This is a genomic window from Phycobacter sedimenti (assembly GCF_038148855.1).
Taxonomy (GTDB): domain Bacteria; phylum Pseudomonadota; class Alphaproteobacteria; order Rhodobacterales; family Rhodobacteraceae; genus Phycobacter; species Phycobacter sedimenti.
The window spans coordinates 319183-338626 of the sequence record NZ_JBBVGR010000001.1; the positions used below are offsets into that span (position 1 = coordinate 319183).

16 protein-coding genes and 2 riboswitches are annotated in these 19444 nt (G+C 61.3%); of the genes, 6 read left to right on the forward strand and 10 right to left on the reverse strand.

Features of this window, described 5'->3' with window-relative positions; translation table 11 throughout:
- Nucleotides 1-247: 247 nt before the first annotated feature.
- The 6 genes from AADA15_RS01555 to AADA15_RS01580 all read right to left on the reverse strand — a co-directional run bounded on the left by AADA15_RS01555 (nt 248) and on the right by AADA15_RS01580 (nt 9072).
- Nucleotides 248-1024 carry a transporter substrate-binding domain-containing protein gene (locus AADA15_RS01555; RefSeq protein WP_341639783.1) on the reverse strand — a complete coding sequence of 259 codons (777 nt, stop codon included), beginning with the start codon at nt 1022-1024 and terminating at the stop codon, nt 248-250.
- Between the two features lie 349 nt (nt 1025-1373).
- A complete protein-coding gene (gene gcvP / locus AADA15_RS01560; protein ID WP_341639784.1) occupies nt 1374-4223 on the reverse strand; it encodes an aminomethyl-transferring glycine dehydrogenase in 2850 nt (949 codons plus the stop codon).
- Nucleotides 4224-4333: 110 nt separating this feature from the next.
- Nucleotides 4334-4693, reverse strand: coding sequence for a glycine cleavage system protein GcvH (gene gcvH, locus AADA15_RS01565; protein WP_341639785.1), 360 nt, complete (start codon nt 4691-4693; stop codon nt 4334-4336).
- A gap of 41 nt (nt 4694-4734) precedes the next feature.
- Entirely contained in the window at nt 4735-5874 is a 1140-nt protein-coding gene (gcvT, locus tag AADA15_RS01570; protein ID WP_341639786.1) for a glycine cleavage system aminomethyltransferase GcvT, read from the reverse strand.
- A gap of 99 nt (nt 5875-5973) precedes the next feature.
- Nucleotides 5974-6040: riboswitch (glycine riboswitch) on the reverse strand.
- Nucleotides 6041-6043: 3 nt separating this feature from the next.
- Nucleotides 6044-6152, reverse strand: a riboswitch (glycine riboswitch).
- A gap of 82 nt (nt 6153-6234) precedes the next feature.
- On the reverse strand, nt 6235-7686 hold the full coding sequence (locus AADA15_RS01575; protein ID WP_341639787.1) for a glutamine synthetase family protein: 1452 nt from the start codon (nt 7684-7686) through the stop codon (nt 6235-6237).
- 69 nt (nt 7687-7755) lie between these two features.
- Nucleotides 7756-9072: a Rieske 2Fe-2S domain-containing protein gene (locus tag AADA15_RS01580; protein WP_341639788.1), complete on the reverse strand. Its 1317-nt coding sequence runs from the start codon at nt 9070-9072 to the stop codon at nt 7756-7758.
- Between the two features lie 148 nt (nt 9073-9220).
- Between AADA15_RS01580 and AADA15_RS01585 the strand changes: the two genes are divergently transcribed.
- The 4 genes from AADA15_RS01585 to AADA15_RS01600 all read left to right on the forward strand — a co-directional run bounded on the left by AADA15_RS01585 (nt 9221) and on the right by AADA15_RS01600 (nt 12517).
- Nucleotides 9221-9997 carry an IclR family transcriptional regulator domain-containing protein gene (locus AADA15_RS01585; RefSeq protein WP_341639789.1) on the forward strand — a complete coding sequence of 259 codons (777 nt, stop codon included), beginning with the start codon at nt 9221-9223 and terminating at the stop codon, nt 9995-9997.
- 165 nt (nt 9998-10162) lie between these two features.
- Nucleotides 10163-10993, forward strand: coding sequence for a bifunctional allantoicase/(S)-ureidoglycine aminohydrolase (locus tag AADA15_RS01590; protein WP_341639790.1), 831 nt, complete (start codon nt 10163-10165; stop codon nt 10991-10993).
- A 90-nt stretch (nt 10994-11083) separates the two neighbouring features.
- Complete coding sequence (locus tag AADA15_RS01595; protein ID WP_341639791.1) at nt 11084-11431, forward strand: hypothetical protein; 348 nt, start codon at nt 11084-11086, stop codon at nt 11429-11431.
- A 99-nt stretch (nt 11432-11530) separates the two neighbouring features.
- A complete protein-coding gene (locus AADA15_RS01600; RefSeq protein WP_341639792.1) occupies nt 11531-12517 on the forward strand; it encodes a type I glyceraldehyde-3-phosphate dehydrogenase in 987 nt (328 codons plus the stop codon).
- 310 nt (nt 12518-12827) lie between these two features.
- Here AADA15_RS01600 and AADA15_RS01605 read toward each other — a convergent pair whose 3' ends face one another.
- The 3 genes from AADA15_RS01605 to puuE all read right to left on the reverse strand — a co-directional run bounded on the left by AADA15_RS01605 (nt 12828) and on the right by puuE (nt 16240).
- Nucleotides 12828-14255 carry a uracil-xanthine permease family protein gene (locus AADA15_RS01605; RefSeq protein ID WP_341639793.1) on the reverse strand — a complete coding sequence of 476 codons (1428 nt, stop codon included), beginning with the start codon at nt 14253-14255 and terminating at the stop codon, nt 12828-12830.
- A gap of 84 nt (nt 14256-14339) precedes the next feature.
- Complete coding sequence (locus AADA15_RS01610; RefSeq protein WP_341639794.1) at nt 14340-14828, reverse strand: ureidoglycolate lyase; 489 nt, start codon at nt 14826-14828, stop codon at nt 14340-14342.
- Nucleotides 14825-16240 carry an allantoinase PuuE gene (gene puuE, locus AADA15_RS01615; RefSeq protein ID WP_341639795.1) on the reverse strand — a complete coding sequence of 472 codons (1416 nt, stop codon included), beginning with the start codon at nt 16238-16240 and terminating at the stop codon, nt 14825-14827. Before puuE ends, AADA15_RS01610 begins: the two co-directional genes overlap by 4 nt.
- A 202-nt stretch (nt 16241-16442) precedes the next feature.
- Here puuE and uraH point away from each other — a divergent pair, with 202 nt between their 5' ends.
- Nucleotides 16443-16799: a hydroxyisourate hydrolase gene (uraH, locus tag AADA15_RS01620; RefSeq protein ID WP_341639796.1), complete on the forward strand. Its 357-nt coding sequence runs from the start codon at nt 16443-16445 to the stop codon at nt 16797-16799.
- Nucleotides 16800-17059: 260 nt separating this feature from the next.
- On the opposite strand, the gene AADA15_RS01625 is transcribed toward uraH, so the two are convergent.
- Nucleotides 17060-17989 carry a LysR family transcriptional regulator gene (locus tag AADA15_RS01625; protein WP_341639797.1) on the reverse strand — a complete coding sequence of 310 codons (930 nt, stop codon included), beginning with the start codon at nt 17987-17989 and terminating at the stop codon, nt 17060-17062.
- A gap of 116 nt (nt 17990-18105) precedes the next feature.
- Here AADA15_RS01625 and AADA15_RS01630 point away from each other — a divergent pair, with 116 nt between their 5' ends.
- Nucleotides 18106-19338, forward strand: a complete 1233-nt coding sequence (locus AADA15_RS01630; protein ID WP_341639798.1) for a urate hydroxylase PuuD — start codon at nt 18106-18108, stop codon at nt 19336-19338.
- Nucleotides 19339-19444 lie beyond the last annotated feature (106 nt).

Here is a 19444-nt window from a genome sequence, read left to right on the forward strand (position 1 = left end):
TGGACAACACTCAGTTGTCGTTTTCTTGGTCATCACTACCTGCAAAGGCCTCAGGTTGGCCTTTTTGTTTTCTCGTGGGCCATGGCCGCGGGTGTTCAACACCTGAAACAATTGTGCCAAGGCAGGCTGAACAGGTCGAACTCTCCAGCCTGGACTATTTCAGAACGTATTCCGGCATCCTGCTTTTGCCTGTCGCGCCGCCAGAGGCCCAGTTTCTCTCGTCTTCGGCCTCTGGCATCGGGACGCATCAGAATGACAGGTAGTTGTCCGCAAGCGCGTCGCGGTACTTCTCGGTCCAGCGGGTGTTGATTTCCCGAATGGTTCCATTGGCTTCGAGTTCCGCGAAACAGCGGTCGAAATCAGCCCCGATCGCAGGGTCCCGGAAACTCATGGCATAGGGGCTGGGATCAAAGATGGCGCGGAATTCGATTGGCTGCCCCGCATCCACGCCGGAAGACGCACCAGCCTCCTGCAGTTGGCGGCTGAATTCGGCAAACAGCATACCATCGCCCAGGATACCATTCACGCGCTTGCCATAGAGCAGTTTGCTTTGGGTCTTCTGATCGGCCATTTCACGGTAGGACTTGAAGGAGGATGTCACATCGCCCAACCCGGGAATGATGTTGCTGGCCCCCTCAAAGGCCACGATATCCCAGCCTTCCAGATCGGCAAGGGCGTCTGCCTGCTGGTTCGAGGACGCCAGGAACGACACCCCGTTTTGGTAATTGATATAGGCTTGCGTCTGAGTGCCGGCAGTGGGCATGCCGACAGGAACCGTTGCGACCGCATCACCCGACCCGTTCTCAAAAGACTGCCAGTGACGCGTGAAGGGCTGCACCACAAAGGTGGTGGTGTGGCCGCAGTGGCCCAGAACGGTTGAGATGATCTCGGCCTCACGGCCGGTTCCGTCCTGATTGATCATGGGCGGCAGATCACCCGCCATGACCGTGATCTCAGCCGCAAAAGCGGAATTCGAAAGGAACAGGATAGATGCAGACATGCAGGCTGCAATACCGATTTTCATGTTTGGCTCCTAAGCAAGGTGTGACGCCATGGAACCTTCAAGCCCTTAAAACCGGCTTAGCAAAAAGATTCGGATTTTCTGCATCCACGCAATCCCCACGTTAAAAATGCTTCAGCTTGAATCTTGTGCACCACGCTGCACCCGAACGTACCGCACGCGCATAAAAGTTCCGCAAACTCCACCCTTCTAAAGGTGAAAATTTCCCAGTGGACAGCTGCAAACCCTGAACGCCGCGAATCACGGGACCTTTGGTTTTCTTGAACCGCCTGGCCGAGCAGCACGAGAACATAAAAAAGGGCCCCCGTCAGGGGGCCCGGTTTCAAGTCTTCGAGAATGGAGCGCCAGCGCTCTATTCGGCCGCCTCGGCGTACTCCTCCAGCGGCGGGCAGGTGCAGATCAGGTGGCGGTCGCCATAGACGTTGTCCACGCGGTTGACCGGCGGCCAGTATTTGTCCACCCGAAAGGCACCCGGCGGGAAACAGCCCTGCTCGCGGCTGTAGGGACGATCCCAGTCCTTGACCAGATCCTCCATCGTGTGCGGCGCGTGTTTCAGCGGGTTGTTCTCGGCGTCGATGCGGCCCTCTTCGATATCCCGGATCTCCTCGCGGATCGACAGCATGGCATCGCAGAACCGATCCAGCTCGGCTTTGGTTTCCGATTCCGTCGGCTCCACCATCAGCGTACCCGCCACCGGCCAGCTCATGGTCGGGGCATGGAAGCCGCTGTCGATCAGGCGCTTGGCCACATCGTCGACGGTGACATGGGCGCTGTCCGCAAAGGGGCGCGTATCCAGAATGCACTCATGTGCGACGCGCCCGGTCGGTCCCTTGTAGAGCACCTCATACGCCCCTTCGAGGCGCTTGGCGATGTAGTTGGCGTTCAGGATCGCAACCTTGGTGGCCTGGGTCAGCCCCGCACCGCCCATCATCAGACAATAGGCCCAGCTGATCGTCAGGATCGAGGCAGAGCCAAAGGGCGCCGCAGATACCGGCCCCTCTTCACCACCGGTTTCCGGATGGCCAGGCAGATGCGGAACCAGATGCGACTTCACACCGATCGGTCCCATGCCGGGGCCACCGCCGCCATGGGGGATGGCAAAGGTCTTGTGCAGGTTCAGGTGGCTGACATCCCCGCCGAGATCGCCAGGACGGCTGAGGCCAACCATGGCGTTCATGTTCGCGCCGTCGATATAGACCTGACCGCCAAACTCATGGGTGATCTTGCAGACCTCATGCACGGTTTCCTCGAACACGCCGTGGGTCGAAGGATAGGTGATCATGCAGCCCGCCAGGTTGTCGCGGTGCTGCTCTGCCTTGGCACGGAAGTCATCCAGATCGATATCGCCGTTCTCCGCCGATTTCACCACCACGACCTTCCAGCCCACCATCTGCGCCGAGGCCGGATTGGTGCCATGGGCCGATACCGGGATGAGGCAGATGTTGCGGTGTCCTTCGCCGCGCGCTCGGTGATAGGCGGCGATGGTCAGAAGGCCCGCATATTCCCCCTGCGCGCCCGAGTTGGGCTGCATTGAAATCGCATCATAGCCGGTGATCTGGCACAGCTTGGCCGACAGGTCGGTGACCATTTCCGTGTAGCCTTCGGTCTGGTCCGACGGGGCAAAGGGATGGATATGGGCGAACTCTGGCCAGCTGAGCGGCATCATCTCGGCCGCGGCATTCAGTTTCATGGTGCAGGAGCCAAGCGGGATCATCGCCCGGTCCAGCGCCAGGTCGCGATCCGCCAGACGGCGCATGTAGCGCATCATCTCGGTCTCGGCCCGGTTCATGTGGAAGATCGGGTGGGTCAGGTAGTCCGAAGTCCGGTGCAGGTTCTCGGGCACACGGTATTCCGGCGTGAAATCATCATCAGCCCGCACGATCCCGAAGGCACGCCAGACGGCCTCGATCGTTTCGGGGCGGGTGGTTTCATCCAGCGTGATCCCGACACGTGTTTCTCCGACACGACGCAGGTTGATACCTTCGTCCACGGCGGATTTCAGCACTGCCGCCTGCAGCGGCCCCACATCCACGGTGATGGTGTCAAAGAACACCCGTGGATCCACTTTGAACCCGGCTTCCTCCAGCCCCTTGGCCAGACGCACGGTCTTGCGGTGGATGCGCTGCGCGATGGCTTTCAGACCTTGTGGGCCGTGGAACACGCCGTACATGGATGCCATCACCGCCAGGAGTGCCTGCGCGGTGCAGACGTTAGAGGTCGCCTTTTCGCGGCGGATATGCTGTTCGCGCGTCTGCAGCGACAGGCGGTAGGCCTTGTTGCCGTGCGCATCGATGGAGACGCCCACGATCCGGCCCGGCATGGCGCGCTTGTAGGCGTCTTTCGAGGCCATATAGGCCGCATGCGGCCCCCCTGCCCCCATCGGCACGCCAAAGCGCTGGGTCGAGCCGACAGCGATATCCGCGCCCATGGCGCCGGGTTCTTTCAGCAGCGTCAGCGCCAGCGGATCGGCGGTGACCACGGCGATGGCCTTGCTTGCGTGCAGCTTTTCGATATGGGGCGTGAAATCGGTCACATGGCCATAGGTGCCGGGATACTGGAAGATCGCGCCAAAGACCTGATCGGGATCCATCTTGTCCGGGTTGCCGACGATGATCTCGATCCCCAAGGGTTCGGCGCGGGTCTTCATGACGGCGATGTTCTGCGGATGGCAGTCGCGGTCGATGAAAAACGCCTTGGCTTTGGATTTGGCCACGCGCTGCGCCATGGTCATCGCCTCGGCGCAGGCGGTCGCTTCGTCCAGCAGCGAGGCATTGGCGATCTCAAGACCGGTCAGGTCCGAAATCATCGTCTGGAAGTTCAGGAGCGCCTCAAGCCGCCCTTGCGAAATCTCCGGCTGGTAGGGCGTATAGGCCGTATACCAGGCCGGATTTTCCAGAATGTTGCGCTGGATCGCAGGCGGGGTGACGGTGCCATGATAACCCTGCCCGATGAGCGAGGTCATCAGCTTGTTCTTTTTCGCCGTCTCACGCATGTGGAAGAGCAGCTCCCGCTCGGACAGCGGACGGCCAAACTCCAGAGCCGCCTTCTGGCGGATCGAGACCGGAACGGTCTCGTCGATCAGCGCATCAAGGCTGTCGGCGCCCACCACACGCAGCATCTCTTCCATCTCCTGCGGAGAGGGGCCGATGTGGCGTCGGTTGGCAAAGTCATACGGAAGGTAGTCCGTCGGTTCAAAAGACATGAGGCACCCCTTTGAGGATCATGGGTTCGGACATCAAGAATGGCTTCGGGCAGGCCCGCTCGCCAGGTCGTGTGCACCCCCGCCCCCGTTTCGGCGGCGGGGAAAGGTGATCAGCCGATAAAGGCCTTGTAGGCGGCTTCGTCCATGTAGTCGTCCATGGGCGACAGATCGGAAGCCTTGATTTTGAAGAACCAGGCGCCGCCCTCAGGATCATCATTGACCTTGCCGGGCTCATCCACGATGGCCTCGTTGATCTCGACGATCTCGCCGTCGAGCGGCGACAGAATGTCCGACGCGGCCTTGACGGATTCGATCACAACGATCTCTTCGTCCTTGGTGACTTCGGTGCCAACTTCAGGCAGCTCGACGAAAACCACATCGCCCAGCTGTTCAGCCGCATGGGCGGTGATGCCCACGGTGATGATCTCGCCCTCGGCCTGCAGCCATTCGTGTTCTTCGGTATATTTCATGGTCTCGTTCCCTTTGAACCAATGCGCTTTGTTGTTTGCTTTCAGCGCTTGAAGTTGGCCGCCACGAAGGGCAGCGATGCAACGGTGACGGGCACGCGTTTGCCGCGCAGCTCGCCAAAGATCTGAGTGCCGGGCGTCGCCATGTCCGCAGGCACATAGCCCATGGCCACCGGGCCGCCAACAGTGGGGCCAAAACCGCCCGAGGTGATCTTGCCAATCGGGGCGCCGCCTTCGGCGGCGGCAAACAGCTCAACACCTTCGCGCATGGGCGCGCGTCCCTCGGGTTTCAGCCCCACACGACGCTGGACCGGACCCTCGGCCATTTCCGCAAAGACCGCCGCAGCACCGGGGAAACCGCCCTCGCGGTCGCCGCCCGCGCGGCGCACCTTCTGGATTGCCCAGGTGAGCGAGGCAGCCGCGGGGCGGGCTTCAGAATCGATATCATGACCATAAAGGCAAAGACCGCCTTCAAGGCGCAGGGAATCCCGCGCACCAAGGCCGATCGGCTCCACATCGGCGTGGGCCAGCAGGCGGCGGGCAAATTCCTCGGCCTTGTCCGCAGGCACGGAAATCTCGTAACCGTCCTCCCCGGTGTAGCCCGAGCGGGAGACCCACAGCTCAAGCCCATCCGCATCGAGCGTGGCCACATCCATGAACTTCATGCCGGCAGCGGCGGGAACGATGGAAGACAGAACGGCCTCTGCCGCAGGGCCTTGCAAGGCCAGCAACGCGCGATCTGTGACCGGGGTGATCGTTACAGCAGGCTCAAGGGTGGCTTTCATGCGGGCAATGTCGGCGTCCTTGCAGGCGGCGTTGACCACAACAAAAAGATGATCGCCACGGTTGGCGAACATCAGGTCATCCTCGATGCCGCCCTGATCGTTCGTAAACAGACCATAGCGCTGACGGCCTTCCTTGAGGCCCAGAACATCCATCGGCACGAGGCCCTCGAACGCCTCGGCCACCGCCTGATAGCTACCTGCGCGCAGGATCACCTGCCCCATGTGGCTGACGTCAAAAAGGCCAGCCTTGGCGCGGGTGTGCTTGTGCTCGCCCATGATGCCCATGGGGTATTGCACCGGCATCAGATACCCAGCAAAGGGCACCATCTTGCCGCCCAGCTCTTCATGCAAGGCAAAAAGTGGCGTCTTTTTCAATTCAGACGTGGTTTCGTCAGACATGCGCGTCCGTCCCGTTGTCACGGCCGGTCCGATCCATCTGCGCGAATGGGTCCGGCATCCAAGTTTCGCGCAGATTTCGCCTGCACACTTCGATGCCCCCTCTGTCCCTTATGCCTGAGATCGCTATCCCTTCGGCGCCCCGGATGTGTCCGGGATCTCTCCAGAGTTCACTGCGCAGGCGGTCCCTTGGGCCTGAGAGTTTCCGGGGCGGTTGCTCCTTCGGCACCGGTTTGGAGCATCACGATTCTGCTCCGCCTCGGTTCTCCCGTCTGCGCGCCGCGAACCTAGCAGCGCACCGCCGACCGTTCAAGACGCAAACAAGGCCAAATATGCCGCTTTTGCGCTTCCTGTACGCCGGTTTCAGAACAGGTTGAAATACTCCGCCTGCTCCCACTCGGAAATGGTGCCCAGGTAACGCTCCCATTCGAACCGCTTGAGGTGGCTCAGATAGGCACTGAAATCGTCACCGAGCGCCGCTGCAAACACAGCGGATGCCTCAAAGGCTTCCAGCGCATCACCCAAGGATGCAGGCAGCTTCTCTGCCTCCCCCTCATAAGGAGAGGTCGTGGGAGCAGGCGCCGCCAGCCCTGCCTTGATCCCTGCCGTCCCTGCGATCAGCTGGGCGGCAAAGGCATAATAGGGGTTGGCGGAACTGTCGGGCGCGCGGTTCTCGATCCGGCTGGCAGGATCACGGGGTGCCATCAGCGCCCGCAGCATGGCTCCGCGATTGTCGGCGCCCCACTGAATGCGGTTCGGGGCCAGCTGATATGGCTGGTAGCGTTTGTAGCTGTTGACCGTCGGCGCGATCATCAGGGAGGCCGCCCTGGCATGGGTCAGGAGGCCCGCGATCCATCCCGAGGCTGCGGCGGTGAGACCGCCCCCCGCTTCGGGCATGAAAAGGTTGCGCCCGGTGGCAATGTCCTGCACCGACTGATGCACATGCCAGCCGTTGGCCACGGCGTTTTCCAGCCGAGGCTTGGCCATGAAACTGGCGTGCATCCCTTCGGCGGCGCAGACCTCTTTCACCATGGTGCGGAACATCACCATGGCATCGGCCTGGGTCACGGGGTCGGCCGGCGCAAAGGTGAACTCCACCTGGCTCGGTCCCATCTCCACCTCGACCGAGCGGACCGGCAGGCCCAGCCCTTGGGCATTGCGGCGAACAAGATCCAGCGCACGCTCCATCTCGCCATAGCGGGTCTCGGTCAGGTACTGGTAGCCCTGCGCCAGATTGCGGGTTTCCACCGGCGCACCGGGCATTCCGGAGCGGCCATGATCGCGGGCATCATCCACACGCTCGTAGATCTGGAACTCCACCTCGAGCCCGAGCGTGGCCACCATGCCTTGCTCTGCCAGCTGACCCACGGCCGTCCGCAAAACCCTGTCCGAGGCAAAGGGAATGACGCAGCCGTCCCGCATCACCGGAGTGCACAGCATCCAGGCGGAATGAGGCGACCACGGCAGCACGCGAAAGGTTTCAGGGCGCGGCACCAGCAGGACATCGCTGGCGCCCTGCATCAGATGCGCAGGCCCGCCGCTTGCCTCGGACCAGACCGGAAAAGCGGTACGGTGGGAGGTGTCCTTGAGCAGCAGCGTCGACGGCACATTGAGCCCCGCGTCAAACAGGCCTGCAAATGCCTCTGCCACCAGGGTCTTGCCGCGCAGTATCCCGTGCTGATCAGCAAAAAGCACGCGAATGGTCTCAATACCCTCGGCATTCACCCGCGCGACCAGATCCTGCGCCAAGGCACAGACATCGGAAGACCACAGGCCCATCTGGGCCAGCTTGCCGGTGGAATAGTCTCTGCCCATCACGCCTCTTTCATGGCTGCGCGCCGACTGGGTCGGCACTGGCTGCTCTGCGGATCGCTCCTGGAAGGGTCAGACGCTGGCATCCCAGGGGCAGCTGCTGCGACGGGCATCGTCCGCCTCCCCTGCCGCCTTCTGCCAATCGCCATCCTGCGCGATCGAGTCATTGGAAATAGGCCCGAAAATACCGCCCACGTCCAGACCGCCCTGCATCGGAAGATCGCCTTCACGCCCCTCCTTCACTGCGTCGATGGCCGCGCGCAACATGCGTCGATAGCGGATGATGGCCACATCGGTCTTGCCCAGATGCTCTTCTGTGCGATCCTGGATGGCGCCCATGCTTTCGACCGCCCACTGATCGTGCACGTTGATATCAAGACCCATACCGGTATAGGTCTCGCTCTCCTGCTCCTTGGGGTCATAGCCATAGTTGTTGCGCTTGTTCTTCTTGGGCGCATAGGTCGGAAGCACGTGCTCCTTGAGGCGCTGTTCGCGCATCAGATCCTTGTCGACCGGTTTGTCAAAACTGGTGAACATGGAATACCAGTAGCAGTTCTCATCATCGATCGGCACATGCCACTGGGTGATGGTCATCTCGCGGCTCATCGGGATGCAGATCGCCTCGGGGAAGATCTGGTTGGTCACGCGCACATGGGTGCGCCCGTCTTCCATATGGCGCAGAGCGGTGATCTTCAGCCCATGATCCGCCTCGTCCACCTGAATCTCCGGGCGCGGATAATCGCGCAACAGCTTGGTCATCGGGATCTCGGTATTGCCGGCCTTGTCACGGAATTGCTTACCATAGCTGTCGGCGGGATCTTCGTCCTGAAGGAACCGGTGCAGGAAGGACGCATGGGCAGGATCGATCCCCACTTCCATTGCCTGCAGCCAGTTACACTCCCAAAGTCCCTTGAAGGCAAACACATGCGTATCCGGCGCGCGGAAACAGTCAAAGTTCGGGAAGGCAGGCGGCTCCCCCGGCCCCATATAGGCCCAGATGATGCCGTTCTTTTCCACCACCGGATATGAGGCCGTCTGGATCTTTTCGTGCATCCGGCTGCCCTCGGGTTCACCGGGTTGTTCGACGCATTGCCCCGACCGGTTGAAATGCCAGCCATGGAAGGGGCAGCGCAATCCGTTGTCCTCAAGCCGCCCGTAACACATGTCGGCGCCCCGATGCGGACAATGCCGCCCGATCAGCCCGAGCTGACCCTCACTGTCGCGAAACAGCACAAGATCCTCTCCGAGCAGGCGCACGGGAACCACCGGTCTGCCCTGCTGCAATTCGTCCAAAAGAGCGGCAGGTTGCCAATATCTGCGCAAAACCTCTCCGGCATCGCTGCCTTTGCCCACCCGGGTTAGACTGTTGTTGAGTTCCTGGCTGATCATGGCTTCGGTCCTTTTGCTGGCATTTTCGCGAACAGGGCTTGACTGCGTGCGTCATACGAACCATAAAAACTAAATACGCACCATTTCTGTGCGCCCGCGCCCGCTCTGTCAAGAGCGGCCACCGATTTGAATTTCAGGCATCAGACTCATGACCAAGACTCCTCAAGATCGAAATATTTCCTCCAGCTTTGCCAAGGGCCTGACCGTTCTGGCCGTGTTTGATGCGGAAACGCCCAGCCTGACCCTGGCCGAAATCGCCCGTCGCACCGGACAGGACAGGGCGACAGCACGGCGCGGGGCGCTGACCTTGGTGCAGGCGGGGTATCTGCGTCAGGATGGCCGCATGCTGTCCCTCACTCCGCGCGTCCTGGCCCTGGCCGGCGGATTTCTTCAGGCCAACCAGTTCGGACGCCGCGTTCAGCCAGTGCTGAACCAGCATGCCCGGGCGCTGGACGTCGGAATCACCCTTTGCATCCTCGATCAGGACCGGGTCCTGGTTCTGGCACAATCAACCGTCGATCAGGGCCCCGTAACATACGGGTTCACGGCCGGCTCTCATATTCCCCTGGTCCACACCAGCCTGGGGCGGATGCTGTTGGCCGGGCTGCCAGCGGAAGAGCTGGAGAACACCCTCGCGCGCGTACCCATCCCGCGCCACACCGAACTCTCGCTGACAGACCCAGGCGAGATCCGAAAACAAATCGATCTGGCCCGTAGTCAGGGCTGGTCCCTGACCGACAGCGAGTTTGAGACCGGCATTCTAGGTCTGGCCGTGCCGGTCTCGGCTCCGGGGCGCACACCGATCGTTGTCGGCGCCTCCCTGCCGCGCGGCCAAAGCCCTGAAAACGACAGTGAGGCGCTGTTGCGAGGGCTACAGATCTGCGCCGCGGACCTGAGGCAATCAAGGGCGGTCGAGTCCTTTTGACGGCGCTGTCGCTGGCCGCGGATATTCAAAATATCGCGAAAGTTGTTTTCGCCCTGCGCCGCCTTGGAGCCAGAGCGCAGCAGGCCCATAGTCCCGGCAGGATCCGTGCACCATGAACGGATGGAACAAGGTCGGCCTCCGAGACCGTTGAAGGATACACAAACTATGACAGACCGCAGCTATTTCACGCCGACCGGAGGCCACCCCGGACAGGATCAATTGCTCACCGGGCGCGCGGTATTCACCGAGGCCTATGCAGTCATCCCCAAAGGCACCATGCAGGACATCGTTACCTCAGTCCTTCCCGGCTGGTCCGGCATGCGGATGTGGGTAATTGCCCGCCCTCTCAGCGGATTTGCCGAAACCTTTTCGCAGTATATCGTCGAGCTGCAACCGGGTGGCGGGTCGGACACGCCAGAGACCGACCCACGTGCTCAAGGCGCCCTGTTCGTCAGCGCCGGAGAGGTCGAGCTGATCATTGACGGCTCGGCGCATCTCTTGAATGCGGGCAGCTTTGCCTATGTACCGCCGGGCAGCGACTGGTCCTTGTTCAACAATGGAAAGAGCGCCGCGTCCTTCCACTGGATCCGCAAGCGCTGGCAGAGCGCGCCGGGCCTGTCCGCCCCGGCATTCTTTACGGTCAACGAACAGGATCTGGCGCCAAACATGATGCCGGGCACCGATGGGCGCTGGGGCACGACACGTTTCATGGACCCCGAGGATCTGGCCCATGATATGCATGTCACCATCGTGACATTTGAACCCGGCGGCACAATCCCTTTTGCCGAAACCCATGTGATGGAGCACGGGCTGTTCGTTCTGGAGGGCAAGGCCGTCTATCGCCTCAATCAGGACTGGGTCGAAGTGGAGGCCGGCGATTTCATGTGGCTGCGCGCCTTTTGCCCTCAGGCCTGCTATGCGGGCGGGCCGGGCCGGTTCCGCTATCTTCTGTACAAAGACGTGAACCGTCACATGCCGCTCTCACTGCAGGGCTGATCCCGGCTGCGGCTTTTTCCGGCGGCCCCCATTGCAAACCGGCGCAGCTTCGCTAGGCTGCGCCCGTATCTTGCCATCAGGAGCCGTCAGATGACTGTTGCTTTTGCCCCGGCCATTCTTCGCACCTTGAGCCTCTGCTGCGCCCTTGGCACAGGTTTTGCCGTTGCGAAGCCGGCTGCCGCTGGAGACACGGGTTTCACTCAGGTCAAGGTTCTGGGCCGGGACTGGCGCGTTGGCCCTTCCGAAGCCTTTCCGGGCCGATATGAGGCAACCCGCCTCAATCCAGAGCTTGTCCCCTTTCGCCCTCCGGCCATCATCGGTGCGCGGCAGGCCGCCCGCGCCTTTCGTGCGGCTACCGGCTGCCAGTTGGAACGCGACACGCTGAAAAGAACGATTTCAGGGACTTACATAGGCGCGCTCCGCTGCCCATCACAGTAATTCAGTTATCTCAAACAGATCGTTTCAGACCGCCATCAAGTCAGGTCGCGAGCCGGTGCTTCCCCTCGGGGGCACCAGCTTCCGACCGGAGAAAAGACCATGAAAATCGCCATCAACGGATTCGGTCGCATTGGCCGGGCCATTCTGCGCCAGATCCTCACTCAAGCGGAACACCAGGACATAGAGGTCGTGCATATCAACGACATCGCACCGCTCGATCTTTGTGCCTATCTGCTCCAGTACGACAGCACCTACGGCCCCTTGCCTGGCGAGGCGGGCACCGCCCCCGGAACTCTGCGTGTCATGGGACGCGAGATTGCCTTCAGTCAGGAAGCGGACCTGACCTGCGTGGATCTGTCGGGGGTCGACGTCATACTGGAATGCACCGGCATTGCGCGAACCTCGGACGTGGCACGGCGCGGGATCAAAGCCGGAGCCCAAAAGGTACTGATTTCGGGTCCCTCTCCTGCGGCTGAACGGACCATTGTACTGGGCGCAAATGAAGAGGCTTTGGGCGATGCGCAGATCGTCTCGAACGCTTCCTGCACCACCAATGGGCTGGCCCCGCTTCTGAAGATTCTCGATGGTCTGTTCGGGATCGAAAGCGCCCATATGACCACGATCCATTGCTATACGAACTCCCAGCCTCTGGTCGATGCGCCGCGTGGCGATTTCGCACGCTCCCGCAGTGCGGCCATGTCGATGGTGCCCACGACGTCCTCCGCCACGCACCTGATCGACGAGGTTCTGCCTCAACTCAAAGGGCGGATCAGCGGCGCCGCAGTGCGTGTTCCCACCGCGAGCGTTTCGGCCATCGATCTGGTTGCACAGCTCAAAAAACCTGCCCCGCAGGCAGAGATGCTCGACGGTCTGAAGTCCGCCGTGGACCGTTCCGCCCAACTTGGCTGGACAGAGCTTCCTCTGGTGTCCTCCGATCTGCGCGCGCGGCCTGAATCCCTTGTTCTGGCCGTTCCGGAAACCCGGATCATCGGCGACAGGCAAATCCGCCTCTTTGGATGGTACGACAACGAATGGGGGTTTTCGGCCCGCATGCTGGATGTGGCCCGGCTGATGACGCAAGGCTGACCCCTGCTCCCCAATGCGCTCCTGCCTGCGCCAGCCGCGCTACCTGCGCACGCGCAGTGCGGCAACGCACCTCTCCAAGGCTGTTTCCGGAGTCAAGGGCAGCGAAGCTGCCGCGCATTGCGCGGTTTACCCTTGAGGCCGGAAACCGACTCTCACCCTGGGCTGGGTGCCTTGAGGCAAACTTGCCCTCAAGGCACCTCTCAGCAAAAAAGACGGCGCCGCGCGATAGCGCGGCGCCGGGCCCAACTGGGCCAGATCATCTTTGATGATCGCAGGTCAGGCGGGAGGCACCTGCTGCATTTTCACGCACTCACTTGTCACCCAGACTGCCTTGCCCATGACCAGCCATGCCGCCAGAAACCTCTTCGGTTCCACTGTCCGCAAGCTCTTCGGGCAGAACCAGGTTCAAGACGATGGCAATCACGGCCGCGGGAAGCAACCCGCTGGTCATCAGGATACGCAGCGTATCGGGCAGGTACTGAACCGCGCCAGGCTCCAGCTGGAGCCCCAGGCCAACGGACAGCGCGATCGCAAAGATCACCATGTTCCGCCGGTTCCAGTTCACATCCGACAGCATCGATATCCCGGCCGCAACCACCATCCCGAACATAACGATGACACCGCCGCCCAGCACCTCGATCGGAATGGTGCGAATGATGGCGCCAACCTTGGGCACCAGCCCGCAGATGATCAGGAAGATCGCTCCACAGGTCACCACATGGCGACTCATCACGCCGGTCATGGCAATCAGCCCAACGTTCTGGCTGAAAGACGTATTCGGCAGGCCTCCAAAGATCCCCGCAATGGCCGTGCCGAAACCATCCGCATAGGTTGCACCGGCAATCTCCTTGTCCGTGGCTTCGCGCCCGGCGCCGCCGCGGGTGATCCCGCTGACATCGCCGACGGTCTCAACCGCCGACACAAAGGCCATGAGGCAGAAACCGATGATGGCCGCAAAGGAGAACTCGAAGCCGTATTTGAATGGCATGGGCAGCGCAAAACCCGCCGCACGCGACCAGCTGGTCCCGATCACCTCAAAGCTGACCATCCCCACCATAAGCGCATAGACGTAGCCCACCAAAAGCCCCAGAAGCACGGCAGAAACGGACAGCATGCCGCGGGCAAAGAACTTCAGTCCCAGTGTCGCAAAGATCACGATCAGAGCCGCCGACCAGTTCAGAAGCGATCCGTATTCCGGCTTGCCGATGGCAGGAACACCCCCGGCCGCATACTGAATGCCAACCTTGACCAGTGCGAGGCCGATCATCGTCACCACAAGCCCCGTCACCAGGGGCGGCAGCGCAAAGCGGATCCTGCCGATGAACAGCCCCAGAACCGCATGAAACAGGCCACCGATCAGCACTCCGCCAAATAGCGCGCCCAGCGCATCCACGCCTTTTCCGGCCACCAGCGGGATCATGATCGGCAGAAACGCAAAGCTCGTCCCCTGCACGATCGGCAACGCAGCACCGACCGGCCCCAGCGTGATCGTCTGCAGCAGCGTCGCCACCCCGGCAAAGAGCATGGACATCTGGATCAAATACAAAAGCTCCGGGAAATCCGGAGAGTTGGAGCCAAACCCAAAGCCCGCCGCCCCCGCAACAATGATCGCCGGGGTTACGTTGGATACAAACATCGCCAAAACATGCTGAATCCCCAGCGGCACCGCTTGGGCCAGCGGCGGCGTGTAATTCGGATCGCGCAGCTGTGCCGCCGTTCCGATGGAACCATCTGCCATTTTCATCATCCCTCTTCTGTTGAGTGTTTTTAGATTTGTAAGCTCCACCTCTTGCCGGGCGGGTTGAATGAGAAAAGGCGCCCGTCAGGGGCGCCTCACCTCATATGGGGTATCGAACCAATGCTCCTGCAGATTGGCGCCCGAGCCGATCCGGTCCACCACCGCGAAGAGTCCCGGTGCGCAAAGCGGCGTCAACACGCCGTGCCAGGTGCCACGATGGAAATTGATGGCCTGTCCCGGTTCTGTCTCAAATGCCAGCGGCTCTCCGGGCAAATTGCCCAAATCTTCGGCAACGATGACAAGAAAACCGTGTTCGCTCATGGGGATGAAGGCCTGACTTCCCTCCGGGTGACGCTCCACCATCTCAAGTTTCAAAGGCAGGGATCGCGGCTCGGCCTTGAACAGGCTGAGGCCCGCGCGCCCATCGGCAAAGTCCATCTGGGCCCGGTCGTGGAAACGCCCGCAAAGCCCTTGGTTGATCATCTTGTCGGGCGCGCCAGAGGTATCGATCAGATCGCCAAAGGACCGGAAAGCCTCGGCGCTGATCGGCTGGATCTCGATCACCCGGCTCACGGCAAGAGATCCTTCAGACGAAACTCAGCGATCCGTTCCACCTGTCGGCAAGCCTCGGCGAATTCCGTTGGGCGGTCGTTTCCGATCCTCTGTTCGAACGCCCGAAGGATCGACGCCTTATCGTGATCGCGCACCGCGATGATGAAGGGAAACCCGTGCTTTTCCACATAGGTCGCATTGAGGCGCGTGAAGGCGCGGCGTTCCTCATCCGTCAGCGCATCAAGTCCCGCGCTGGCCTGCTCGGACGTGCTTTCGGCTGTCAGGCGCTTTGCAGCAGCCAGTTTCCCGGCCAGGTCGGGATGCGCGGTCAGGACACTCAGGCGTTCCTCTTCGCTGGCCGAGCGGAACATGCGGCACAGCGCATTGTGGAGCCCCAGAGCCGTGTCATGGGCTGGCCCCAGTTCCAGATCGAACGCGCGCTCGGCAATCCAAGGGGAGTGTTCGAATATACCCCCATAGGCGGCAACGAAGCCTTCGCGCTCCATCTGGCTGGGACGCAGGCGGCGCTCATGCGGATGGATCCGCGCCCAATGCTCTGCAATATCGATCCGGCGCGGGCACCAAACCCCCTCGAAGGACTGGATATAGTCAATAAAGCGCTTCAGCCCCGCTGCCTTGCCCGGCCGCCCGATCAGGCGGCAATGAAGGCCGACAGACATCATCCTGGGGACGCCAGCCTCTCCTTCGGCATAAAGCACATCGAACGAATCCTTCAGATACTGAAAGAACTGCTCTCCCGTGATGTACCCCGGCGCCGTGGCAAAGCGCATGTCGTTGGCTTCCAGCGTATAGGGGATGATCAGCTGGTCACGATCCCCCACTTCCAGCCAGTAGGGCAGATCATCGTCGTAAGTATCCGAGATGTAATCGAAACCGCCCTCCTCGGCCACGAGGCGCACCGTGTTGACACTGCAGCGCCCGGTATACCACCCACGCGGACGGGTGCCGACAACCTCGGCATGGAGGCGGATCGCTTCGGCAATCGCCGCGCGTTCCTCGTCCTCGGGCATATCCTTGTGCTCAACCCATTTTAGCCCGTGGGAGGCAATCTCCCATCCGGCGTCCTTCATGGCGGCCACCTGTTCGGGAGATCGTGCCAGTGCACTCGCAACGCCATAGATCGTCACCGGAATACCTGCGCCCGTGAACATGCGGTGCAGCCGCCAGAACCCTGCACGCGCGCCGTACTCGTAAATGGACTCCATGTTCCAATGCCGCTGACCGGGCCAGGGCGCCGCCCCTGCAATGTCCGACAGAAAAGCCTCCGAGGCCGCATCCCCATGCAGGACAGAGTTCTCTCCGCCCTCCTCATAGTTCAGAACGAATTGTACGGCGACCTTGGCCCCGCCCGGCCAGGCCGCATCCGGAGGTGTCGCCCCATAGCCGATCATGTTGCGGGGGTATCTGGTCATGTCCATGTCTCTTTCGTCAGGGAGTCGATACTGGCTCAACCGCGAGTTTCCTCTTATTATGGCAGAAGACGAGACGTTTTTTTCAAAATTTCACGAATGCACTGTCAATCGCATGCGGTTTGCCGAATGCTGGGGCATGGTGCAGGAAGTTCGTGCACAACGAGACATCACTTCACTCAGGCTTTGATTGAGGGAACCCATCATGACCGGATACCTGACCACACATGTTCTGGACACCGCACGCGGCTGCCCCGCCACCGGAATGACCATCACGCTGTTCCGCATCAAGGGCACGGCTCGCGAACAGATTGCCCAGATGCAAACCAACGATGATGGACGCACGGACAGCCCCATCCTGCCACAGGAAGAGTTCGGGGTCGGCACGTACGAGCTGGAGTTTGGCGCTGGCGCCTATCTGCGCGCCAGCGGACAGGCGGGCGAAGATCCATTGTTCCTCGATGTGATTCCGATCCGCTTTGGCATCAGCGATGCCACAGCACACTACCACGTGCCTCTTCTGCTCTCTCCCTTCGGCTACTCCACCTACCGCGGCAGCTAAGGGACGCCCTGCTGCACATCACAGGGCCAAGGGAGGCGCAGCCTGCGTGCATCGCCCCTGACGCGGTGATATGGGGGGACAGACCGGATATGGCGCGTTCAGGGCAGACTTGCCCCTGAACCGTTTCTCAACACTCTGTTTTTGCTGCAAAGCGGCGCGTTCCGGACCTGGCGGCGCTGCAAAGCAGCGCCACACCCAACTCTAGAATGGGCCGCAAGGCCCCTTCAGAGGCGGGAGCCCCCACCTGCAAACCGGCCCAGTCAGGCAGAACCGAAGGCGCTTTCCGCGTCCCGGATCGCGCGCGCCATACGCTCGGTCATGTAAGTCATGAACAGGCGCGTTTTTGGATCCTGGTGGCGACGATGCGTATAGAGACAGGCCATCTGAACCGACACCGGCGGCGTCTTGATCGCCACAGGCAGCAAGCGCCCGGCGGCCAGATGTCCCGCCACCTCAAACACCGGCTTGAGCGCGATCCCCTCACCCCCCAACGCCCAATCGGTCAGCACATCCCCGTCGTCGCATTCATGGCGGCCCGAGACCGCAAACCTCTGCGGCCCATCCGGGGTTTGCAGCATCCACTGGAACTCGCTGGCACCGGGATACCGCAGGTTCAGGCAGTTGTGTCCCTCCCTCAGCAGCGCCGCACCATCTGCGGGCATGCCCCGCCTGGCGATGTATTCGGGGGCCGCACATAAAACCCTCCGGCAATCGGAGATCTTCCGGATCTTCAGGTTGCTGTCCGCAGGCTGACCCAGAAAGAACGCCAGATCCAGGCCTTCCGTAGTCAGATCCACCGCCCGATCCGACAGGCGCAGGCGCAGGTTGATTTCCGGGTAGTCAGCCAGAAACCCTGGCACTTGCGGTGCAACCAGACGCCGCCCCATCCCCAAAGGCGCCGCGACAAACAGAGTCCCCCTCGGCGCGTCCGTCAGATGCATCACCTTGGCCTCGGCCTGATCCACCGCCTCAAGAACCGAGACCGCGCCTGGATAGAACGCCTGCCCCTGTTCGGTCGGCGACAGGTTGCGCGTGGTGCGCTGGAACAGTCTGACACCCAGATAATCCTCAAGCTGCGAAATCCGTGCCGAAGTTACAGCCGGTGATATCCTCAGATCGCGGCCTGCCGCCGACATGGAGCCAAGCTCGTAGACACGGACAAAGGTGCGGATATTGTCGAGATAGGACATGGGGCGGCTCGCCATTCTTCCATGATTTTTGATACAGCTTGGAATTTATCTGCAATACCGAAGAAAAGCCGCTTTGCCTAGTCTGCAGCGGCGGCACAAATCAGGGACTTTTGCGCATGTATGAACTTGTGATGATGTGGGATTGGCTGGGCTTTGCCATCCGCTGGCTGCATGTGATCACGGCCATCGCCTGGATCGGATCCTCCTTCTATTTCATCGCGCTGGACCTGGGCCTGCGCAGGGCGCCCGACCTGCCCGTCGGCGCCCATGGCGAGGAATGGCAGGTCCATGGCGGTGGTTTCTACCACATCCGAAAGTACCTGGTGGCGCCGTCCGAAATGCCCGAGCATCTCACATGGTTCAAATGGGAAAGCTACTCCACCTGGCTTTCGGGCTTTGCCCTGTTAATGGTCGTCTACTGGGCGGGCGGAGAGCTCTATCTCATTGACCAGTCCAAGGCGGATCTGACCCTCTGGCAGGGGATCGCGATCTCTGCGGCGACCCTGTCGATCGGCTGGATCGTCTACGACCGGCTTTGCAAGTCGGGCCTGGCTGAACGCCCCACCCTGTTGATGGTACTTCTGTTCGTGCTGCTGGTGGCGATGGGCTGGGGCCTCAATCAGGTCTTTACGGGTCGCGCAATGATGCTGCACCTCGGCGCCTTCACCGCCACCATCATGACGGCGAATGTCTTTTTCATCATCATGCCGAACCAGCGCATCGTGGTGAAGGACCTGCAGGAAGGGCGCGCGCCGGACGCAAAGTACGGCAAGATCGCCAAGCTGCGCTCGACCCACAACAATTATCTGACGCTGCCGGTCATCTTTTTGATGCTCTCCAATCACTACCCCCTGGCCTTTGCCAGCGAATACAACTGGCTGATTGCGGCACTGGTTTTCCTGATGGGCGTTACGATCCGCCACTACTTCAACACCCGCCACGCCCGCGCAGGCAATCCGACTTGGACCTGGCTGGCCACGGTCCTGTTGTTCCTTGGCGTGATCATTCTGTCCACCGCAGGTTTGGAATACGAGGGTGACGAGGACATTGACGCTACCGAACTCACCGGAACCGCCCTTTTGATGGCCAATGCCGAAGGCTTTGAAGAAGTGCATGAGATCGTCATGGGCCGCTGCAGCATGTGCCATGCGCGCGCCCCCTTCTGGGATGGCATCCGCACCGCACCGAAAGGTGTCCTGCTGGAGACAGAAGCCGATGTCGCGCGCCGCGCACGGGAGATCTACCTGCAGGCCGGCCTTACCCATGCCATGCCACCGGCAAACATAACCTACATGGAACCAGAGGACCGCGCCGCCATCCGCCGCTGGTTCCGCGCCGCGCAAATGTAACCCGCCCTGCCGGCAATCTGACCTCGATCTGCGCGCAGATCCGCCACCCTCTGTCTGCGGACAAGCATTTGTCCCTGCAGCGCCTTTACCTCCGGCTGCTCTGTGA